The sequence below is a fragment of the Streptomyces sp. NPDC028910 genome (assembly GCF_055564955.1).
The window spans coordinates 25527-44106 of sequence record NZ_JBVHVF010000017.1; the positions used below are offsets into that span (position 1 = coordinate 25527).

Below are 18580 nucleotides of genomic sequence, written 5' to 3' on the forward strand. Positions count from 1 at the left end.
GATTCGGCCCACCAAGTGGCCGTGGCCTCGCCGGAAGAGGGTGCCGGCGTATGTCCGGCGCACGGCGCTCACGTTGTCCTGATGCCAACCCCGCGGTGTGCGCCGCTCGCGCTAGTGTGCGCACGTGAACTTTCATGTCGTCATAGGTTTTGGACCCGCCGGGGCCGCCACTGCTCGGTTGCTGGCCGAACAAGGCCGTTCCGTACGCGTCGTCACCCGTTCGGGCCGAAGCCCGGAACCCGGAATCGAGCATGTCGCGTTCGACGCGACGGACAGCGAGCGGCTGACCGAAGCCGCGCGCGGCGCGGCCGCGATCTACAACTGCGCAGCCCCGCCCTACCACCGCTGGGTGAGTGAATGGCCGCCGCTGGCCTCGTCGGCCTGCGCCGCGGCCGAGGCGACCGGGGCCGTCCTGGTCATGCTGGGCAACCTCTACGGATACGGACCGGTCGGCGGTCCGATGACCGAGGACCTGCCGCTCGCGGCGACCGGCCCCAAGGGCCAGGTGCGCGCCGCTGGATGGGAGCAGGCGCGGACACTGCACGAACAGGGTCGTATCAAGGCGGTGGAGGTACGGGCCTCGGACTTCTTCGGACCCGGCGTGACCGAGGGCGGCCACCTCGCCGCGCGGGTCGTGCCACCGCTGCTGCGCGGCAAGCCGGTCACCACCCTCGGGAACCCGGACGTCCCGCACAGCTGGACCTATCTCCCCGACGTGGCCAGGACCTTGGCCGAGGTCGCGACGGAGGAGCGGGCCTGGGGGCGGCCCTGGCACGTCCCGACGGAGGGCGCGCTGTCCGTACGGGAGATGGTCGAACGCCTTGCCGCCCAGTCGGGAACGGGGCCGGTCGCGGTGCGCAGGCTCCCGTCCGCCGTGGTGGGTGTGGCCTCCCTCTTCTCCCCGCTGATCCGGGAACTGAAGGAGATCCGTTACCAGTTCGACCGTCCGTTCGTCGTCGATTCGAGTGCTTACGAGGCGGCGTTCGCGGCACGAGCCACGCCCGTCGACGAGCAGGTCAAGGCGACCGTGGACTGGTGGCGCGAGCGACTGGCAAGCACCGGGTGACGTCCGTGACAGCGATTGATTCCATAGTGGACCCAAGGGAAGCGCGGCGGGACGACATCGCCATCGTGGGGATGGCGTGCAGATTCCCGGGAGCGCGCGATGTGAACCAGTACTGGCGGCTCCTGACGGCTCCGCAGGCACAGTTCTCCAGCATTCCGGACTCGCGGTGGCGCACCGCCACCTTCCTCAGCGACAACTTCCGTGACACCTCGTCCGCCTACACGGACACCATGGCGCTGCTGCCGGACGTGGACCACTTCGACGCGGCGCACTACGGCATCCCGCCCCGGCGGGCCAGGGCGATGGATCCTCAGCACCGGCTGCTGATCGACCTCGCCCGGGAGGCGATCCAGGACGCGGGGTGGGAAGCCGACGGCTTCGACCGCGAGGAGACCTCGGTGATCACGGCACTCACCGAGAGCGGCTACCGCGAACTCAGCACCCTGCAGATCCGGATGCGTCAGCTGGCCGGTGGCGAGTTCGGGGCGCGGCCGAGCGATCCGCGGTGGCTGGAGACGGTCCGCGCCGTCGACGGGCTGAACGGCACGTCCGTGGCCGGGCTCCTGCTCAACATGGGGCCGAACACGATCAGTTCGGTCTTCGATCTGCACGGCGAGAGCTATGCGCTGGACGCGGCGTGTTCCGGTGGACTCATGGCCGTGGCCAACGCCGTGTACGCACTGCGCGCCGGCCGGTCCCGCATCGCACTCGCGGGGGGCGCCCAGCTGGTACTCGCTCCCGATCTGCTGGTGGGGCTGTGCCGGATCGGCGCCATCTCGCGCAGCGGCCGGTGCATGCCGTTCGGCGCGCAGGCCGACGGCTTCGTACTGGGCGAGGGCGCCGGTGTCCTGGTGTTGCGGCCCCTGGCCGACGCGCTCGCGGCCGGCGATCGCGTCTACGCGGTCATCCGGGGCGTGGGAACGGCCAACGACGGGACCGTCCAGGGCGGTATGCACCCCCAGGCGGCCGGTCAGCTCCGAGCCCTGCGCCGGGCCTACCGGGACGCGGGGCTGCCCCCCGACGCGGTGGGCTACCTGGAGGCACACGGCACCGGGACCACGGTCGGCGATCCCGTCGAGCTCGCCGTCCTGCGCGAACTGCGCGGTGAGCGGGCCGCACCCGCCTACCTCGGCGCGGTCAAGGCGGTGGTCGGGCACTCGCTCAACTCGGCGGGGATGGCCGGGCTCATCAAGTCGGTCCTGGCCGTGCAGCGGGGGGTGATACCGCCGCAGCCGGAATTCGACCTCGCCGACCGCTCCGTACTGGACGCCGCGCGGCTGACCGTCCCGACGAAGCCGAGCCGATGGCCGCAGAACGCCTCGCCGCGCCGGGCGGGCGTGAGCGCGTTCGGCTTCGGCGGTACCGGCGTCCACATGGTGGTGGAGGAGTGCACCACAGCACCCGCACCGGACCACCCGGCATCCGCCGGGGAACCGCACCTCCTGGTCCTCAGCGCCCGCGACCGGGACGGGCTGGCACGCTACGCCCGCGAACTGGCGCACACCATAGCCGAGGACCAGCCGTCGCTGGCCGGCGTGGCGGACACCCTGGGCCGCCGGGCTCCCTTCACGGAGCGCCTCGCCCTGGTGGCGGAGGACGCCGCCGACGCCGCCGCGAAGCTCACGGCGGCGGCCGCGGCCGTGGCGGCGGGCCGTACGGGGGAGCTCGGGCCGGGACAGGTGGTCGGTACGGTGTCCGCCGGCGAGCTGTCCGAGGTCGCCGTACCGGCGCCGGGCTCGATGTCCCGGGAGGAACGCAGGGCGGCCTTGGCCTGGCTCGCGGAGGGCGCCGCCACCGGCCCGGGGCTCCGTCCCGTGACGGAACGCGTGCCCCCGTGCACCCTGCCGCCGAGTCCGCTCGCCCCGCGTCGTCACTGGGTCGTGGACGAGTCGTTGCGCGAGGTGGCGGATCCGGCCGGAGCGGTGGACCCGCCCGAGGCGGCGCCGGCGGCGGCCCCCGCGATGGCACGCGCGGTGGCACCCGCTGTGGCCCGGTTCGGCGGCGCGTCCGCCAGGTCCGTCGTGCTCGAAGAGGTGTCGCGGACCGGCGTCTTCCCGCTCTCCGACGTGAACGAACGGATGACGCTGGTGACCGATCTCGGCTTCGACTCCCTGATGTTGCAGGAGCTGGAAGTCAACATCGGCAAGCGGGTACCGGGCTTCCGGACCGAGGAGTTGTTCTCGCCCGGACTCACCGTCGGTCGGCTGATCACGCTGGTCGATCCGGACGGCGCCGTGCCGAGGGACCCCGTACCGACGGCCGCCGTGCCCAAGGCCGCCGTGCCGACGGCCGCCGTGCCCAAGGCCGACGCCGAGCCATCGCCCCGTACGACGCCGCCGGAGTGGAGTGCCGAGACGGCGAGCGTCGACGACTTCCCGGAGGTCGGCCAGTTCGAGCGGCGCCTGAGCTCGATCGTCGGCAGCGGGGCGGACTTCCCGTACTTCCGCGTCCACGAGGGCAACATCCGCGACACCACGGTGATCGGGGGACGTGCGTACCTCTCCTTCGGAAGCTACAACTACCTCGGGATCTCCGGGCATCCGGCGGTCAACGAGGCCGTGCACCAGGCGGTGGACCGGTACGGAACCTCCGTCTCGGCGAGCCGCGTGCTCTCGGGTGAACGGGACCTGACCGTGCGGCTGGAGCGGGCGCTGACCGACTTCCTCGGTGTCGGGGACTGTCTGACGCTGGTGAGTGGCCATGCCACCAACGTCACCGCGATAGGGCACCTCGTCGGCGCGGGGGACCTCGTGCTGCACGATGCGCTCGCGCACGACAGCATCCTGCAGGGCTGCGCCCTGTCCGGGGCGGCGCGACGCCCGTTCGCCCACAACGACATCGGTCAGCTGGAGCACATGCTGCGGCTCAACCGGTCCCGGTTCCGGCGGGTGCTGATCGCCGTCGAGGGCGCCTACAGCATGGACGGCGACCTCGTCGACCTGCCCGCCGTGATCGAACTGAAGAAGCGTTACGGTGCGCTGCTGATGGTCGACGAGGCCCACAGCATCGGCACCGTGGGCGAAGGCGGCCGGGGGGTCGGCGAGTTCTTCGGCGTCGACCGGTCCGACGTGGATCTGTGGATGGGAACCCTCTCCAAGGCCTTTGCCAGCTGCGGCGGTTACCTCGGCGGCTCGGCCCGGATGGTGCGCTGGCTGCGTCACACGCTTCCGGGCTTCGTCTACAGCGTCGGTCTGACTCCGGCCAACGCGGCCGCGGCGCTGGCCGCGACCGAGCTGATCACCGCGGAACCGCATCGGGTCCGCGCCCTCGGTCGGAACTCCGAGCTCTTCCTCGGCCTGGCCGCCTCGGCCGGTCTGGCGACGGGCTCCAGCGCGGACACTCCGATCGTGCCGTGCATCCTCGGCGACTCGGCGCGGACCCTGCGCGTCGCGGACGGGCTGTTCCGCCGGGGTGTCATCGCCGATCCGATCTTCCACCCCGCCGTGGACGAGGGGCAGTCGAGGCTGCGCTTCTTCGTCACCAGCGAGCACCGCGAGGACGACATCCGACGGGCGGTCTCGATCCTGGCCGAGGAGGTGGCGGCGTCCGCCGGGCAGTAAGCGGCTCATCTCAGATCAGGGTGCGTTCTATCCGGCTGAGCGTGGCGCTCTTTCCGGGATCGCCGCCCTCTCCTGCCTCCGTGGCCGGGGGCGCACCGTGCCGCTGCTCGGCGTTGCCCATGCGCTGGGACAGCAGATAGGCGATGATCTCCGCCTCCTGTTCCTGGACGTCGTCGTAGGTCGCGCGCAGGAGCATGTCACGTACGAGTTGGGGGTCGAGGTTGGGGAAGAGGAGGCGGGCGGCCGCCTCGTCCAGCCCACCTGCCCCGCGATGGCAGCAGATGATGTGGCCCAGCTCGTGCAAGATGATGTGCTCCTGATGCGCGCTGGTGGTGTTGGCGTCGTAGAAGATGAGGTCCTCGTCGCGTGCGGCCACCCACATGCCGCACGGATGCGAGGAGGGCATCTGCATCGGGACCAGCGTGATCGGACGGTCGCGCACCTCACCGAGGTGGCGGCACAGTTCGGCCACGTCGGTCACCTTGGGGAGGTCGAGTCCGGCGATCCGCCGGGCGCCGGCCTTCCGGAGCTTCTTGAGCTGGCTGCGCCGGTCCTGATCGGCCGACCGCTCCTTCCAGGCGCCCCTCATGCGGGCTCGGAGGAGTCGGCGGAGTCGGAAACGGGCGGCAGGCCCTGCAGCTGGCGGTACTGGTCCATGATGGCCGTGATGGCCTGGAGGTTCTCCTTCTTCATCCCGGCCGCGCGCATCGCCACCGCGCGGACACCGGACTGCCGCAGCGCCTCGATGGCGGCGATCTCGCTGAGCACCGACTCGGCGACCTTGTCGTCGAAGAAGTAGGCGACCGAAACTCCGAAGAAGCGAGCCAGGGCTGCCAGGAGGTCAGGCGAGGGATTGGAGCGCTTCCCCGTCCGCAACTGCGACAAGTACACACCCCCGACCTTGAGTTCGGGGTTGGCCCGCTTCAGCTCCTCCGCCACCTCGGCATTGGTCCAGTGCCTGCCCTTGGGGCGAACCGTCTTGAAGAGGTCGTCGAGGCGCACTGCGAGCAGGGGCCGGTCATCGGTCTCGGTCTCAGTCTCGGTCATGGTGAATCTTCCTCCCGTCACCTCCTCGGTATAGCCCTTAGCTATACGTCAGTTTCACAGATTAGCGGTCAGTTGACAATTGGCCTGGACTCCGCCAACGTTGGGCCTGCCGATAGCTGCCAGCTAACTCGACACTCACGGGGGATGCCGAGTTGGCCGGCGGTGAAATCGGACTGGCCCGGCCCTCGGGGGATGGGCCGGGCCAGTCCGGGCGGGAGCCACCCGTCCGGCCCACAGAAAAGCGGGGGAACGGGGGATGCCCGCCCGGTTTGACGGGGGATGCAAACCGGGCGGGAGCTCTCAACTCGCGGTGCCGAGTTTACTGTAGGCGGCCGCGACTTGGGTGAGCCAGGCCACTTCCGCGGTGAAGTTGTCCGTGTCCCGGTCGTCGAAGTCCCCGGCGTCCTTGTTGTCTTGGGGGACGGTTCCGTTCCGCTTGGCGAGCAGGGCCTGCTTGATCTGCGCCGCTTCCGTGAACGCCTGCCGCGACTCCTCGCTCGCCTCCTTGCCCGGTCCGCCGGCGCCGTGGGTGGTGCGGTCGATGTACGGGCGCAGATCCCGCCATCCGTCACGTATTTCGACGACCCGCCGGTGGAGGCGGTAGTCGAGGTCCGAGACCGAGGCGCCGGGCGGCTCCAGGGCGATGTCCGGGGAGGACTCGTACAGGTCCCGCCAGAGCGGGTAGAGCGCCCGGTACGAGCGGTACGTGCGGGCCCACTCCAGGAGCCGGGCGGCCGACGGGGCCCAGGCGGACATGGTCAGGCCAAGCGAGAGGATCACGATGCCCGTCGCGCTGAAGACGTTGGAGGCGAGCTTCCAGACGCCGATGTCGACCCCGGCCGCCGCGGTCAGGATGTTGACCGTCCTCGCCAGGCAGTAGAGGAAGAGGACCACCGCCGCGACGGACAGCATCCGCAGTGCTTGCCGAAGCGAGGCGTTGTCGGTCATCCGGGCGTAGGGACCGCACTGGCGGAAGATCGTGACGCACGGAACCGCCTGGGACACGATGAAGGCCAGGAGGTACGTGAGCACCAGCGGCTGGCCGCTGCCGGTGTCGAAGTCCGAAGCGGGCCGGCCGGGGCCGTCGGCGAGGAGGAACAGGGCCGTCAGGAGCACGTCGAGGGTGATGCCGATGATCAGCCAGTAACGCGTCTTGCGGACCGCTTCCTCGTCGGCCGCCGCCCACCGCAGCAGGATGATCTGCGCGCTCACGCAGAAGGCGACCGCCGACAGGTGCATGACGAGGATGGCGAGGTTGCCGACGCCCAGGAAGCGCTCGCTCCCCATGGCGACGGCACCCATGGTGAAGGTGAGGCACTGGAGCAGCAGAGTGGTGATCAGCGCGCGATAGGCGCTGTCCTTCCAACTGCGCCGTGCCTGGCACAGCCGGTACACGAGCGCCGCGTACGAAGAGAGCGCTGCTATGACGAAGCAGAGGGTTCTGGTGGTGTTCACATCCTGATTTTCTGCAGGTGCCGCGTGGGCGGCGGACGGTTCAGTCGGTGTTCTCGCCCGAGGGGACCACGAGGCCGATGCTCTCGGCCGCCACGGCGATGGCGTAGTCGAAGAATGCGGCCTCGTCCCGGACGCTGTCGTGGGTACGGCTGAAGACCTGGAACACCAGGAGGCCGATCAGGTTGCTCCACAGGACGATGCCGCGCTCGATGATGTCCGAGAACGGAGCCTCGGGCACGCCGCCGAAGGCCTCGATGGCGGCGGGCAGGAGCAGCGGCGGACCGGGCACCGCCCGCCGGGGCGGGGTGAGCTCACCGGCCTGAAGCGCCGAGCCCACGATGCCGGCGAGCACCGCGGGTGTGCGCGAGGCGGGCGGGACCGTGTCCTGCGGGGCGTGGTAGCCCGGAACGGGAGAGCCGTAGATCAGCGTGAACTCGGCGGGGTTGTCGAAGGACCACTGCCGCAGCGCGCGCGTGACGGCGAGGAGCCGTGCGCCCGCCGTCGCGTGGGCGGTCGTGGCCGCCTGATCGGCCTGCTCCATCGCGGCGCCGGACGCGTTGTAGGCGTCGATGACCAGTGCGGTCAGCAAGTCGTCCCGGTGCGGGAAGACGGCTTCCACCTCAGCGACGCCCAGACCGCTGTCGCGCGCCACGGCATCCAGGGACAGCCCTCCGGCACCCAGCTTCACCAGTTGTTGCCGCGCGGTGTCCTTGATCACCGCCGAGAGCGTGGTGTGGTCGGCGGTCGAACTCGTTTCGGAAACGTCCATGCCGGAACCGTACCCGCAGCCAACAGCAGCCGTGAGGCCGGCTTTCCGCGGCACCCCGGCCATGCGATCCGATCCGGCCACCTCGTGCTCGCGCCTTGAGCGGTCCGACGGGAGCTCCAAGTGCCCTTGCCGTCAAGTGCACTCCAAGTCCTAGACTGACGCCTCCAACTCCCCCCCGCCCTGCGACGGAGCACCGGTATGCGCTATCGAATCCTCGGCCGGACCGGCATCGAGGTCAGCACCCACTGCCTCGGCACGATGATGTTCGGTGCCATCGGCAACCCCGACCACGAGGACAGCGCACGCATCATCCACGCCGCGCTCGACGCCGGCATCAACTTCGTGGACACCGCCGACATGTACTCGGCCGGCGAAAGCGAGGAGATCGTCGGTAAGGCGCTCAAGGGCAGACGCGACGACGTCGTGCTCGCCACGAAGGTGCACTTTCCGCTGGGGGAGGGACGCAACCGCAGCGGCAACTCCCGCCGCTGGATCCTCAAGGCCGTCGAGGACAGTCTGCGGCGCCTGGACACGGACTGGATCGACCTCTACCAGGTGCACCGTCCCGACCACACCACCGACATCGAGGAGACCCTGTCCGTCCTCAGCGACCTGGTGAGGGCGGGCAAGATACGGACGTTCGGCTGCTCCACGTTCCCCGCCGAGGACCTCGTCGAGGCTCACCACGTGGCGGAGCGGCGCGGACTGATGCGGCTGCGCACGGAGCAGCCGCCGTACTCGATCCTCGCGCGCGGCATCGAACGGTCCGTGCTGCCCGCCGCGCAGCGCCTCGGCATGGGAGTGCTGACCTGGTCACCCCTCGCCTCGGGATTCCTGTCCGGCGCCTACCGCGAGGGCCGGCCCGTCGACTTCACCACCGGCCGCGCCAAGCACACCCCGCACCGCTTCGACCCCGCCGTCCCGGGCAACGCCGCGAAGCTCGCGGCCGTCGAACAACTCGTCGCTCTCGCCGAAGAGATGGGCTGCACCCTGCCGGAACTGGCCGTCGCCTTTCCGTTGGTGCACCCGGCCGTCACATCGGTGATCATCGGTCCGCGCACCATGGACCAGCTCTCCTCGCTGCTCAAGGGAGCCGACCTGCTGCTCGACGACGCGGTGCTCGACCGTATCGACGAAATCGTGGCGCCTGGCACCGATCTCTACCGGGCCGACGGTGTCTGGCAGCCGCCGTCCCTCACCGAGCGCGCGCGGCGCAGGCGCCCGGCGGGGGAGTCCGACGGCGCCATCGATCGTCGGTAGACGCGGTTGCACGGGAGTCAGGATGAACGTGAACTCCGCCGACGCGAGTTCGAGCCGGTACGGAGGAAGGACCCCGGGTCCCACAGCGGCGCTGCCGAGGCGCCCTGTGGTGCCGTGCGGCGTCGAGCTGTTGGTCCGTCCAGCGGCGCGCGGCGAAATGGAACGGCTCTTCGCCCGCGACGTGCAGGCCTCTCCCGGAGCCGTCGGTGAAGGTGGCCCAGCGGATGTCCGCACGGTTGCCGTTCTCCTGGGGGCGCACGCCCGGCGTCTGCAGCTCGTCCACGGTCGCGCGGAAACGTCCGACGCGAACCGCCTGACGCGAGTCGGGATAGGCCTCGCCCGGGCCCGTGCCGAACCACTCCACCCGGGACCGGTCGGCGGGAATCTCCCAGTCGAGTGTCGTGGAAGTCGACGCCTCGCTCCGGCCAGTGGCCGACGGGTTCGGCACGCACCCGCAGGCGCAGGCTGCCACCGTTGCTGTCCCAGCGGTAGGTGGTGAGGGTAGCCGGAGCTGCCCGCGGCGGCGGCGCTGCGGACGACGACGGCCATGCCCTGTGCGTCCGGGGTGACGCAGACGGTGCGGGACCGCAGTCGGTCCAGGCCGCGGTCCTTCCAGTAGGCGGCGTCGCGCTGGGACCAGCCGCGGTCGTTGTCGGTAGGGGCGCGCCACAGGTTCAGCCGTGGTCCGCGGAGGGGAAGTTCGCCGATGCCGAGCAGAGCTCCGGTGGTCCGGTCGAAGCGGCCGGGGCCGAGCAGAATGTGCTCGCCCTCGCGGTGGGCCGGGCGCGGCAGGCCGATCGGTCGGCGGCGGCCCCTCGCGGAGAGCTGGAGCTGTCCCCGGGCGACCACGTGACCTTCGGGAGCCCACTCCGCGGGCTTGCCCAGCTCCGCTTGGACGGTGAGCCAGAGCTCGCCCCCGCCGTCCTGCGCGCCCTGGGGGCACCTCCCAGCGGCAGCTGGGGGAGGGGGTCCAGCCGAGGCAGTGGCAGCCGGCCCTGCTCCTCGGCCGCGAGCTCCCGTGTGGGCAGCACGCCGTGGGCCAGCGCGACCCGTGCGCGGGCCAGCGATCAGGTGAACCGCAGATGGGACAGGCCCAGCACCTCATAGCGGTTCTCCACTACGAGGGTGTCTGCCTCCTGGTGGGGGCCGATGCCGACGGGGGCGATCACCTTCGCGTACTCCAGGAGGCCGGGGGAGGGGGCGCGGTCGGGGAAGACCAGGCCGTCGCAGATGAAGTTGCCGTCGTGCAGGTCCTCGCCGAAGTCGCCGCCGTAGCCGAAGTACTCGCGCCCCTGGGCGTCGCGGGTGTGCGCAGTCCCTGGTCCATCCACTCCCAGACGTAGCCACCCTGGACCCGCGGGTACGCGTCGCACAGCTCCAGGTATTCGGCGAGCCCGCCGGGCCCGTTGCCCATGGCGTGGGTGAACTCGGTGAGCAGGAAGGGCTTGCGGTTGCGCGCGTCGTCCGCCGGGTCGCCGCAGCCGGCGCGGGCCGGGTAGGAGACCTCGCCCGGCAGCAGCTGTCCCCGGCCTCGTTGCCGAGCGACCACAGGATGACGCTCGGGTGGTTCTTGTCCCGTTCCACGGTCCGCTCGATGCGGTCCAGGTAGGCGTCGTGCGGGCTCACCGGCTTCGCACTCCACCTGCTCCGGGACCGCGACGCCGTGCGATTCCCAGAACGGTGCATCGGTCTGCATGACCAGCACCATCACCGTCCACAACCGACAGTGCCAGAACCCGCTCCTGGCCAACAAAGCCAAGGTGGGGCACGGGAGTCAGGTGCACTACCCAGGGGCGTTCGGTTACCTGACGCGGTCAAGCCGTGCGGGCGCGGAGGCGGCGCAGCATGCGCGGGTCCTCGAAACCGACCGAGCGGGCGGCGGCGTCGATCGTCGCGCCGTGGCTGATGAAGTGTTGGGCGCGTTCGAGGCGGAGGGTCTGCTGGTAGCGCAGTGGGGTGAGCCCGGTTGCGCGGCTGAAGAGGCGGGTGAGGGTGCGTTCGCTCACGCCGACGGCCGAGGCCAGGGTGGGGAGGGGGAGTGGTTGGTCGAAGCGCGCGTCGATGAGGTCCTGGGCGCGGTGCACGGTGTCGTCGAGGTGGGACCGGTGCCGGAGCATCGCGCTGGACTGCGGTTCGTGGCCGTTGCGGCGAGCGTAGACGACCATGTCCCGGGCCACTTGGGCGGCGACGGCCGGGCCGTGCCGGGTCGCGACCAGGTGCAGGGCCAGATCGATGCCGCTGGCGATGCCGGCCGAGGTGATCACCCGGTCGGCGGCGGTGAACAGGACGTCGCGGACGACCACCGCCCTGGGGTGGCGCAGGGCCAGCTCGTCCTGCAGGTCGTGGTGGGTGGTGCAGTGGCGGCCGTCGAGCAGGCCGGCCTGGCCGAGCGCCTCGGCTCCGGCGCAGACGCTGGCCACCGTCCCGCCCCTGGCGTGGTGGTCCCGGAGGACCTGGAGGGAGGCGGCGCCGATGGCGGGGCCGTCGGCCAGGGTGCGTGTCCGCCAGCCGGGCACCACGATCAGATCCTCTGGCCCGAGCTCGGGCCAGTCGAGCCCGGCCACCAGCGGCAGCCCCTGGGCGGTGGAGACCTGTGGCTGCTCTGCGATGTAGGCGAGCGTGTAGGGGTGCCCGAAGTCGGCGGCCGTGGAGAAGACCTGCGCGGGTCCGGCCAGGTCCAGCAAGTGGACTCCGGGCACCAGGAAGAAGACGATGTGGCTCACGATTCGGTCATCATGCCGGAAGTCCTGCTGCGGCCTCCAGCTGGTCGACCGTCGCGATGGTGGCGAAGCGTCCGGCGAGGGCGTATTCGGTGCGCCTGATGACCTCTTCGGCAGGCAGTGTGCGGGGGTCGGCCAGCAGTTCGGCGACACTCTGGTCGGCGGGCGCGTCGCGGTGGGGGATGGGGTTGGTCGCGGTCGCGTCGATGACGAAGGTGACCTGATAGCCGAGGTCGCTGGCGACGCGGGTGGTGGTCTCCACGCACTGCTCGGTGCGGATGCCGCAGACGGTGAGTTCACGGATACCGCGCGCGGTGAGGAGTTGCTGCAGGTTGGTGGTGGTGAAGGCGTTGTGTGAGGTCTTGTGGATCAGCGGCTCCCCATCCGCTCGCTCCAGCTCCTCCATCAGCCGGACATGGCCGAGGGCCGGGTCGAAGACATCGCCGGTGCCGGGCTCGGAGTGCAGTACCCACACCACCAGGTCCCCGGCCTGACGGGAGAGACGGACCAGGCGGTTCACCTGGTCGGCGATCTTCGGATCGGAGGTGGTTGCCCACAGGGGACGGGCGCGGAAGGACTCCTGGACATCGATGACAATCAGTGCTCGGGTCATATTCCCAAGCCTGAGCCGCGCGGGCGGGGCGGCGACAGGCCGCATCGGGTCCGGCAGCGGACCGATCCGGTCAGCAGTAGGCGCCTATGCCGTCCCGCTTCGCACGCGCAGTTGATCAAGCAAAGCTTTGCGCCTCTGGATGATGCACATCAGGGCGTCCGCGGCCGCTGGCGGGCCGAAGGCGACGCGGGTCTGGCAGACCGCCCCAGCAAACCCGGCAGGACCCCGCACCGCACCCCGGCGGACATCGAAGAAGCAGGGATGCGGCGGGCGCCACGGCAGCGACCCGCCCGGTCGACCGGCCCCTTGCCGCAGCGATGACCGCGGGCCCCGCCGTAGAAGCGGGGGCTGCGGACGTGGTGCCGGTTCATGAGAGGCACCCAGCCATGGGTATCCGCTGCCACGCCGGAGGCGGCCTCAAGCAAGGCGAACAAGAGGTATAGCGCGGTAGAGCTTCATGGTCTCTCTCCTGAGCAGCTTGGACCGCGTCGGCGCCAGCGCGATCACGGCACCCCTCGCGCCGTGTGTCCATGCGCTCCGGCGAGCCCGGGTCGACGGAGACAGCGCTCGGGAAGTTGCGATCTTCCTAGGCCGAGAGGCATCCACGATGGGATCGGCCGTGTGCTGTAGCCCCATGCCCAGTGGCCATGATGGGTTGGCTACGCTGCGGTCGAGGAGGCGATGGTGGGGATTGAGCTCGAAGTGCATTCCGCTCGACCGAAGCGGTTCGACTGGGACATGTCCAGGGCGACACTCCTGCGTGGCTCGTACGAGCACGGCGAGGAATTGGCGTACGTCCTGGCCCGGCTCAAGCCGAATCGCGCCGGCAAGCTCTGGTCGGTGGATCCATACGGCAACACGCTGTTCGACGATCGGGAGGCGCAAGCCGCTCTCCGGGAGGTCGGGGGCCTGCTGCAGTTGTGCGTCCACCAGTCGCAGACAGTTGCCGTGAACGACCTTGCGGAGCTGTTGAAGTCCTGTGCGGCAACGCCAGGGAGCTATCTGTGGTTCATAGGAGATTAGCGACCCAACCCAACGGTCTTGTGGCGCTGGGGCTGATCTGACGGATGCGCCACGGGGGGACCCTCAGGGGCAAGTTCGGGTCGAAGATCCACTTGATCACCGAGCGGACCGGTCTGCCCCTGTCCGTCAAAATCTCCCGGGCGAACCTCCACGAAAGCCAGGCCCTCCAGCCTCTCGTCCGCGGCATCCCGCCGATCCGATCCCGCCGCGGACCCCGTCGCCGCCGCCCCGGTAAGCGCCGAGGCGATGATGGCTGGCGGGGATTTCATCGGGAACACCGAGGCCTCCCGCCGTGATGCCGCGACTTCCCAGCTGAATGAGAAGCCGGCGGGCGTCATGCCCCCGACGGTCTCGACGGCCTCTTCTACGAGGACCGTGACGACCGGACGTGGGTTAATGGCACCTGCGCGAAGAGCTGCTGAGATGAGGAAGCTGCCATGAGTACGGGAAGATGGCTGTGGGCCTGCCTACAGCGCTACGTCATGACCGCCGCTCTCGGCTGGGTGACCGCGGCCCTGGTGCTGCCCGTTCTGGGCGACGATCCTTTCTGGGCGTCGTTCGGCGCGGGGCTGGGAGTGGGGCTGATCGTGGTGCCGCTCCTGACGGTCGTGACCACGTTCGTACTCGTCCTGCTGGCCGGTCGGCGGTTCGAGCCGCCGACCGGCGGTCCCTCGCGGATCCGGGGCGGCTGGCTGATCGTGCTGCCCCTGGTCCTGCTGCTGCCCGTGGCCCTGCTCGTGCCACTGCAATACCTGATCGTGCTCGGCGCGCAGCTCGTGTACCTGGTGTGCGTGCTGCCCTGCCAGGACGCCCGCGACACGGCGGACGTGCTGCGCTCGCTCGCCGACCCGGCCGTCCCCGCGGAGCATCGGGCCGGGATGGCACGGGCGGTCGCGGGACTGCAGGGCAGGCCGGTCGTCGAAGTCCTGGTGCAACTGGTGCAGACCTCGGCCGACGCGGAGCCGGAGGTCGCCGAAGCGGGTCTGGAGACCCTCTGCACCATCTGGCGGCGCGACGGAGTCGTCGGCGAGGACCTGCTGCTGAAGCTCGGCCCGCAGGCCCAGGACCGCCTCCGGGCCCTCGGCGTCAGGGTGCGGAGCCCTTGGTGAGAACGGCGGCGATCAGCCGCGCATGACACGCGCCCGGCCCTCCAGAGACCACTCGGGAGCGCCGGGCCCCTTTTCTCTTCCCGGGGTCGAGGACACTGTCGGCCGGAAGTCCCGCGCCAACGTGGAGGACCCCGGGGGTCACCGCCCGCGCAGCTGCGTCGCTTTACGGACTTCGTCGCCGAGATGGTCGACGCAGACCGTGCGTTCAGGCAGTGATACTCCGACCAGGAGGATGACCCGCACCGTACCCGGTGCGGAGGAAGACCAGCAGGCGCACCATACCCGGCAGGCCGGACCGTTAGCCGCACCGTGCGCGCTCAGTCGACGGTGTCAATGATGTCGAAGACGGACACCGCAGTGTCTTCAGGATTGACGGGTCCGGTCCATTCACGTTGTGGCAGAGGCGTTGAGATCTTCATGTCCGCTTCCCACGCCTTCTTCTTCATGGTCTGGAGGTCGTCCGCTTTCGAGGCGCGCAAGCCTGATTCGATGACGAAATGCCGTGCCCAGTCGTAGTCGTCGGAGGTCGTCTCCTCGCGGGCTTTCCCAACGACGTATCGCTTGCTGCCGTTTCCGTAGGTGTGCACCTGTGGGGTCAGGATGTGAAAGCGGGCAATGCTCGGGTAGTCGATGCCGAGGCTAATGGCCCCGAGTGCTTCCTGGGCGACTTCCATGAAGTTGCCGATCTTCGCCAGGCGACTGGTGAAGTCCGTGGGACGCACGCGAGGCTCATCGAAGTACGACAGCTTCTCGCCGAAGTTGAAGGGCGACCATCTGGCTGACCCCTCGCCGCGGCGGTAGTGGGTGAGCAGTGCCTCACGGGGGATGGACAGGGTGGGCGGTATGCCCACCGCTCCACTGGAGGGCTTCAAGTGCTGTCCGCCCGGCCCGTCCAAGCCTTCTGCGGACCGTCTGACGCCGGAGGCCACCAGCTACGCGGCCCGGCCGGGCCCTTGCGGTGCGCGGACGGTGAAGGAGCCCTGCGGGTCGAGGGTGAAGTGGGTGCCGAAATCGCGGCTGGTGCGGGCGAGGACCTCGTGCAGCCAGTCGGCGTCCTCCCGCCCGACGTGCCGCAGGCGCATCCGGTGGGCTTGCAGGGGGACGAGGCGGGCGTGGTCCAGCCGGCCGGTGTCCGGCTCCAGTGACACGAAGTACAGCAGCCGCAGATCGTCCCGGTACCGCTCGTGGCCGCTGATGCCCTCGTAGTCGTCGATCAGGTCGCCGCAGCCGTAGAGGACCGGGCGCCCCCGGTACACCTCGAACGGGCGCGGATGGTGCGAGGAGTGGCCGTGGACGACGTCCGCGCCGCCGTCGACGAGCGCGTGGGCGAAGCGGATCTGGTCGCGGGGGACCGTGTAGCCCCAGTTGGAGCCCCAGTGGATCGAGACCACCACGAGGTCACCGAATCGTTTCGCCCTCTGGATCCGGCCGGTCACCGCGGCCGCGGCCGCATCCGAGGGCTCGGCGACGAAGTCGATCCCGCTCCGATCGGCGGTGGCCGCCCAGGTGTGGGGGATACCGCTCGACGCCATCCCGAGGGAGAAGACCAGCAGGCGCCGGCCCCCGGAGGGGGACCCGGCGAGGGGCAGCACGGCGGGCTGCTGCGCCTCGTCGAGGTTCCGTCCCGCTCCCGCCGTCCGCAGCCCCGCGGCGGCGAGCGCGTCGAGGGTTTCGGCCAGCCCGCGGCGGCCGTAGTCCAGCACGTGGTTGTTGGCGAGGACGCAGACGTCAGGGCGGGCGGCGGCCAGGCAGGGCAGGTTGGCGGGGTGCATCCGATAGTGGACCCCCTTGCCGGGGGCGAAGTCGTCGCTCTGGGTGACGGACGTCTCCAGGTTCAGGATCCGGGCGTCGGGCGCGGCCGAGTCGAGGACGGGCAGGGCCTCCCCCCAGGGCCAGGAAAAGTCCGCACGCCGCGGAATCTCGCCGTTCGCGGCCTCCGCCAGCTCGACGTACGTGCGTGCGTCGGTGACGTACGCCTCCGACAGGGCGGGATCACCGGGGTGCGGAAGGATCTGGTCGACGCCGCGGCCGAGCATCACGTCGCCTGCGAGGAACAGCGTCACGAGCTCACTGCCCATCTCTCCAGGCTACCCAGGACCGCGGGCGCCCGGGCCCGCCTGCCCCGGCGGGCACGCCGGAGGCGCACGGGGCACCCTGGAGGCATGGCCCGAGCCAACGACCAGGTCGAGGCGCTGCTCCAGGAGTACGCCGACCTCATCGCGATCCGGGGCGGGGAGGCCTTCAAGGCGCGCGCCTACGAGAAGGCCGCCCGTGCCGTCGGAGGCCACCCGGAGGACGTCTCCACGCTCGACGCCAAGGCCCTGCGCGAGATCCCCAACGTCGGCAAGTCGGTCGCCGACAAGATCGTCGAATACCTGCGGACCGGCCGCATGTCCGTCGTGGACGAGGCCAGGGCCTCGGTGCCCGCCGGGGTGCGCGAGCTGGTGGCGATTCCGGGGCTCGGGCCCCGCAAGGCCATGGTGCTGTACGAGGAGCTGGGCATCACCTCCGTCGACCAACTGCTCGAGGCCATCCGCCAGGAACGGCTGCGGGACCTGAAGGGCTTCGGCGAACGGACCGAGGAGAACATCCTGCACGGCATCTCGGTGCTCCAGAAGGCCGGTGAGGGCCGGATCCTCGTCGGAGCGGCCATGGACATCGCCGAGCAGCTCGTCGCCGAGCTGTCGGACATCCGCGGTTGCGTACGGTGCACGTACGCGGGGTCCCTGCGCCGGATGAGGGAGACCATCGGCGACGTCGACATCCTGGTGGCGGCCCGCCGGTCGGCTCCGTTCATGGACGCCCTCACCGCCCTCCCGCACACGGCCGAGGTCATCGCGCAGGGAGAGAAGAAGACCTCCATACGGACGGTCACGGGCTTCCAGGTGGATCTGCGTGTCCTTCCTCCCGACTCCTGGGGTGCGGGGCTCCAGTACTTCACCGGCTCCAAGGCACACAACATCCGCACCCGCGAACTCGCGGTGCGCCAAGGCCTCAAGCTCTCCGAGTACGGGCTCTTCGACGTTGAGAGCGGCGAGAGCATCACCTCCGAGACGGAGGAAGCGATCTACGCCAGGCTCGGACTGCCCTGGATACCCCCGACGCTGCGCGAGGACCGCGGCGAGATCGCGGCCGGGCTGCGCGGCGAACTCCCGGACCTGGTGACCGAGAAGGACATCCGCGGCGACCTGCACACCCATACCGATCTCACCGACGGGCTGGCTCCGCTGGAGGACATGATCACCGCTGCCGCCGACCGTGGGTACGCGTACTACGCGGTGACCGACCACGCCCCGAACCTTTACATGCAGCGCATGACGAGCGAGAAGATCCTCGCCCAGCGCGAGCGGGTGCGCGCGCTGGACGGCGCGCACCACAAGATGCGGCTGCTGCACGGCACGGAACTCAACATCGGCCCGGACGGCTCCCTGGACTGGCCCGACGAGTTCCTCGCGGACTTCGACATCTGCGTGGCCTCGGTCCACTCCCATTTCAACCAGAGCAGGCAGGAACTCACCCGCCGCCTCATCCGCGCCTGTGAGAACCCGCACGTCGCCGTCATCGGCCATCCCACGACCCGCCGGATCGGCAAACGCCCGGGCATCGACGCCGACTTCGACGCGGTCTTCGAGGCCTGCGCGCGGGCGGGCACCGCTCTGGAGATCAATGCGCATCCCGAGCGGCTCGACCTGTGTGACGAGGACATCCTGCGCGCGAAACGGTACGGCGTGAAGTTCGCCGTGAACTCCGACGCGCATGCCACCACGCATCTGCCGTACATGCGCTACGGGGTGGGCACGGCGCAGCGCGGCTGGCTGACCAAGGACGACGTCATCAACGCCTGGCCGCTGACGAGACTGCGACGGTTCCTGAGCAAGAAGGGCGCCTGACACGCGGCGGACGGCGTACGGCCGCGTCTCGCCCCCGGTCGGCAACGCAGGGTGCGCACTTGGCCACA

The 18580-nt window shown here is 70.2% G+C and carries 16 protein-coding genes and 4 pseudogenes; 7 read left to right on the forward strand and 13 right to left on the reverse strand.

Features of this window, described 5'->3' with window-relative positions; genetic code table 11:
• The first annotated feature begins 124 nt into the window (after positions 1 to 124).
• Positions 125 to 1066, forward strand: a complete 942-nt coding sequence (locus tag ACZ4TV_RS20870) for an NAD-dependent epimerase/dehydratase family protein (protein ID WP_468136184.1) — start codon at positions 125 to 127, stop codon at positions 1064 to 1066.
• A gap of 26 nt (positions 1067 to 1092) precedes the next feature.
• Positions 1093 to 4626, forward strand: a complete 3534-nt coding sequence (locus ACZ4TV_RS20875) for an aminotransferase class I/II-fold pyridoxal phosphate-dependent enzyme (RefSeq protein WP_468136317.1) — start codon at positions 1093 to 1095, stop codon at positions 4624 to 4626.
• Positions 4627 to 4636: 10 nt separating this feature from the next.
• Here ACZ4TV_RS20875 and ACZ4TV_RS20880 read toward each other — a convergent pair whose 3' ends face one another.
• The 4 genes from ACZ4TV_RS20880 to ACZ4TV_RS20895 form a co-directional block, all read right to left on the reverse strand.
• Positions 4637 to 5215, reverse strand: coding sequence for a toxin (locus ACZ4TV_RS20880; RefSeq protein ID WP_468136185.1), 579 nt, complete (start codon positions 5213 to 5215; stop codon positions 4637 to 4639).
• Positions 5212 to 5673, reverse strand: coding sequence for a helix-turn-helix domain-containing protein (locus tag ACZ4TV_RS20885; protein WP_468136186.1), 462 nt, complete (start codon positions 5671 to 5673; stop codon positions 5212 to 5214). The genes ACZ4TV_RS20880 and ACZ4TV_RS20885 overlap by 4 nt, the downstream gene beginning before the upstream one ends.
• 300 nt (positions 5674 to 5973) lie before the next feature.
• On the reverse strand, positions 5974 to 7128 hold the full coding sequence (locus ACZ4TV_RS20890; protein WP_468136187.1) for an MAB_1171c family putative transporter: 1155 nt from the start codon (positions 7126 to 7128) through the stop codon (positions 5974 to 5976).
• 40 nt (positions 7129 to 7168) lie between these two features.
• A complete protein-coding gene (locus ACZ4TV_RS20895) occupies positions 7169 to 7897 on the reverse strand; it encodes a TetR-like C-terminal domain-containing protein (protein WP_468136188.1) in 729 nt (242 codons plus the stop codon).
• Between the two features lie 198 nt (positions 7898 to 8095).
• Here ACZ4TV_RS20895 and ACZ4TV_RS20900 point away from each other — a divergent pair, with 198 nt between their 5' ends.
• Entirely contained in the window at positions 8096 to 9157 is a 1062-nt protein-coding gene (locus ACZ4TV_RS20900; protein ID WP_468136189.1) for an aldo/keto reductase, read from the forward strand.
• Here ACZ4TV_RS20900 and ACZ4TV_RS20905 read toward each other — a convergent pair.
• The 7 genes and pseudogenes from ACZ4TV_RS20905 to ACZ4TV_RS20935 form a co-directional block, all read right to left on the reverse strand.
• Complete coding sequence (locus tag ACZ4TV_RS20905; protein ID WP_468136190.1) at positions 9093 to 9827, reverse strand: beta-galactosidase small subunit-related protein; 735 nt, start codon at positions 9825 to 9827, stop codon at positions 9093 to 9095. The two genes, ACZ4TV_RS20900 and ACZ4TV_RS20905, sit on opposite strands and share 65 nt — an antisense overlap.
• A pseudogene (locus tag ACZ4TV_RS20910) lies at positions 9743 to 10228 on the reverse strand (beta-galactosidase domain 4-containing protein); the annotation flags it as partial. The gene ACZ4TV_RS20905 and the pseudogene ACZ4TV_RS20910, both read right to left, overlap by 85 nt.
• The gene (locus ACZ4TV_RS20915; protein WP_468136191.1) at positions 10225 to 10488 is read right to left on the reverse strand and encodes a glycoside hydrolase family 2 TIM barrel-domain containing protein; all 264 of its coding nucleotides are present in this window, start codon (positions 10486 to 10488) and stop codon (positions 10225 to 10227) included. The gene ACZ4TV_RS20915 and the pseudogene ACZ4TV_RS20910, both read right to left, overlap by 4 nt.
• Before the next feature lie 38 nt (positions 10489 to 10526).
• Positions 10527 to 10571, reverse strand: a pseudogene (locus tag ACZ4TV_RS20920) (hypothetical protein); the annotation flags it as partial.
• A gap of 149 nt (positions 10572 to 10720) precedes the next feature.
• Positions 10721 to 10843: pseudogene (locus tag ACZ4TV_RS20925) on the reverse strand (hypothetical protein); the annotation flags it as partial.
• Positions 10844 to 10971: 128 nt separating this feature from the next.
• Positions 10972 to 11880 (reverse strand): GlxA family transcriptional regulator, encoded by a 909-nt coding sequence (locus ACZ4TV_RS20930; RefSeq protein ID WP_468136192.1) that lies wholly within the window; start codon positions 11878 to 11880, stop codon positions 10972 to 10974.
• A 10-nt stretch (positions 11881 to 11890) separates the two neighbouring features.
• Positions 11891 to 12490: an isochorismatase family protein gene (locus ACZ4TV_RS20935; RefSeq protein WP_468136193.1), complete on the reverse strand. Its 600-nt coding sequence runs from the start codon at positions 12488 to 12490 to the stop codon at positions 11891 to 11893.
• Between the two features lie 702 nt (positions 12491 to 13192).
• On the opposite strand from ACZ4TV_RS20935, the gene ACZ4TV_RS20940 reads away from it, so the two are divergent.
• From ACZ4TV_RS20940 to ACZ4TV_RS20950, 3 genes and pseudogenes are all read left to right on the forward strand, one after another.
• A complete protein-coding gene (locus ACZ4TV_RS20940; protein WP_468136194.1) occupies positions 13193 to 13513 on the forward strand; it encodes a hypothetical protein in 321 nt (106 codons plus the stop codon).
• A 59-nt stretch (positions 13514 to 13572) separates the two neighbouring features.
• Positions 13573 to 13770: pseudogene (locus ACZ4TV_RS20945) on the forward strand (transposase); the annotation flags it as partial.
• Positions 13771 to 13950: 180 nt separating this feature from the next.
• Positions 13951 to 14622, forward strand: coding sequence for a hypothetical protein (locus ACZ4TV_RS20950; RefSeq protein ID WP_468136195.1), 672 nt, complete (start codon positions 13951 to 13953; stop codon positions 14620 to 14622).
• A 317-nt stretch (positions 14623 to 14939) separates the two neighbouring features.
• Here the strand turns inward: ACZ4TV_RS20950 and ACZ4TV_RS20955 are convergent, their stop codons facing one another.
• Both ACZ4TV_RS20955 and ACZ4TV_RS20960 read right to left on the reverse strand, forming a co-directional pair.
• Positions 14940 to 15473, reverse strand: coding sequence for a hypothetical protein (locus ACZ4TV_RS20955; RefSeq protein ID WP_468136196.1), 534 nt, complete (start codon positions 15471 to 15473; stop codon positions 14940 to 14942).
• A gap of 81 nt (positions 15474 to 15554) precedes the next feature.
• Complete coding sequence (locus tag ACZ4TV_RS20960) at positions 15555 to 16700, reverse strand: CapA family protein (RefSeq protein ID WP_468136197.1); 1146 nt, start codon at positions 16698 to 16700, stop codon at positions 15555 to 15557.
• 84 nt (positions 16701 to 16784) lie between these two features.
• Between ACZ4TV_RS20960 and polX the strand changes: the two genes are divergently transcribed.
• Entirely contained in the window at positions 16785 to 18512 is a 1728-nt protein-coding gene (polX, locus tag ACZ4TV_RS20965; RefSeq protein ID WP_468136198.1) for a DNA polymerase/3'-5' exonuclease PolX, read from the forward strand.
• Positions 18513 to 18580 lie beyond the last annotated feature (68 nt).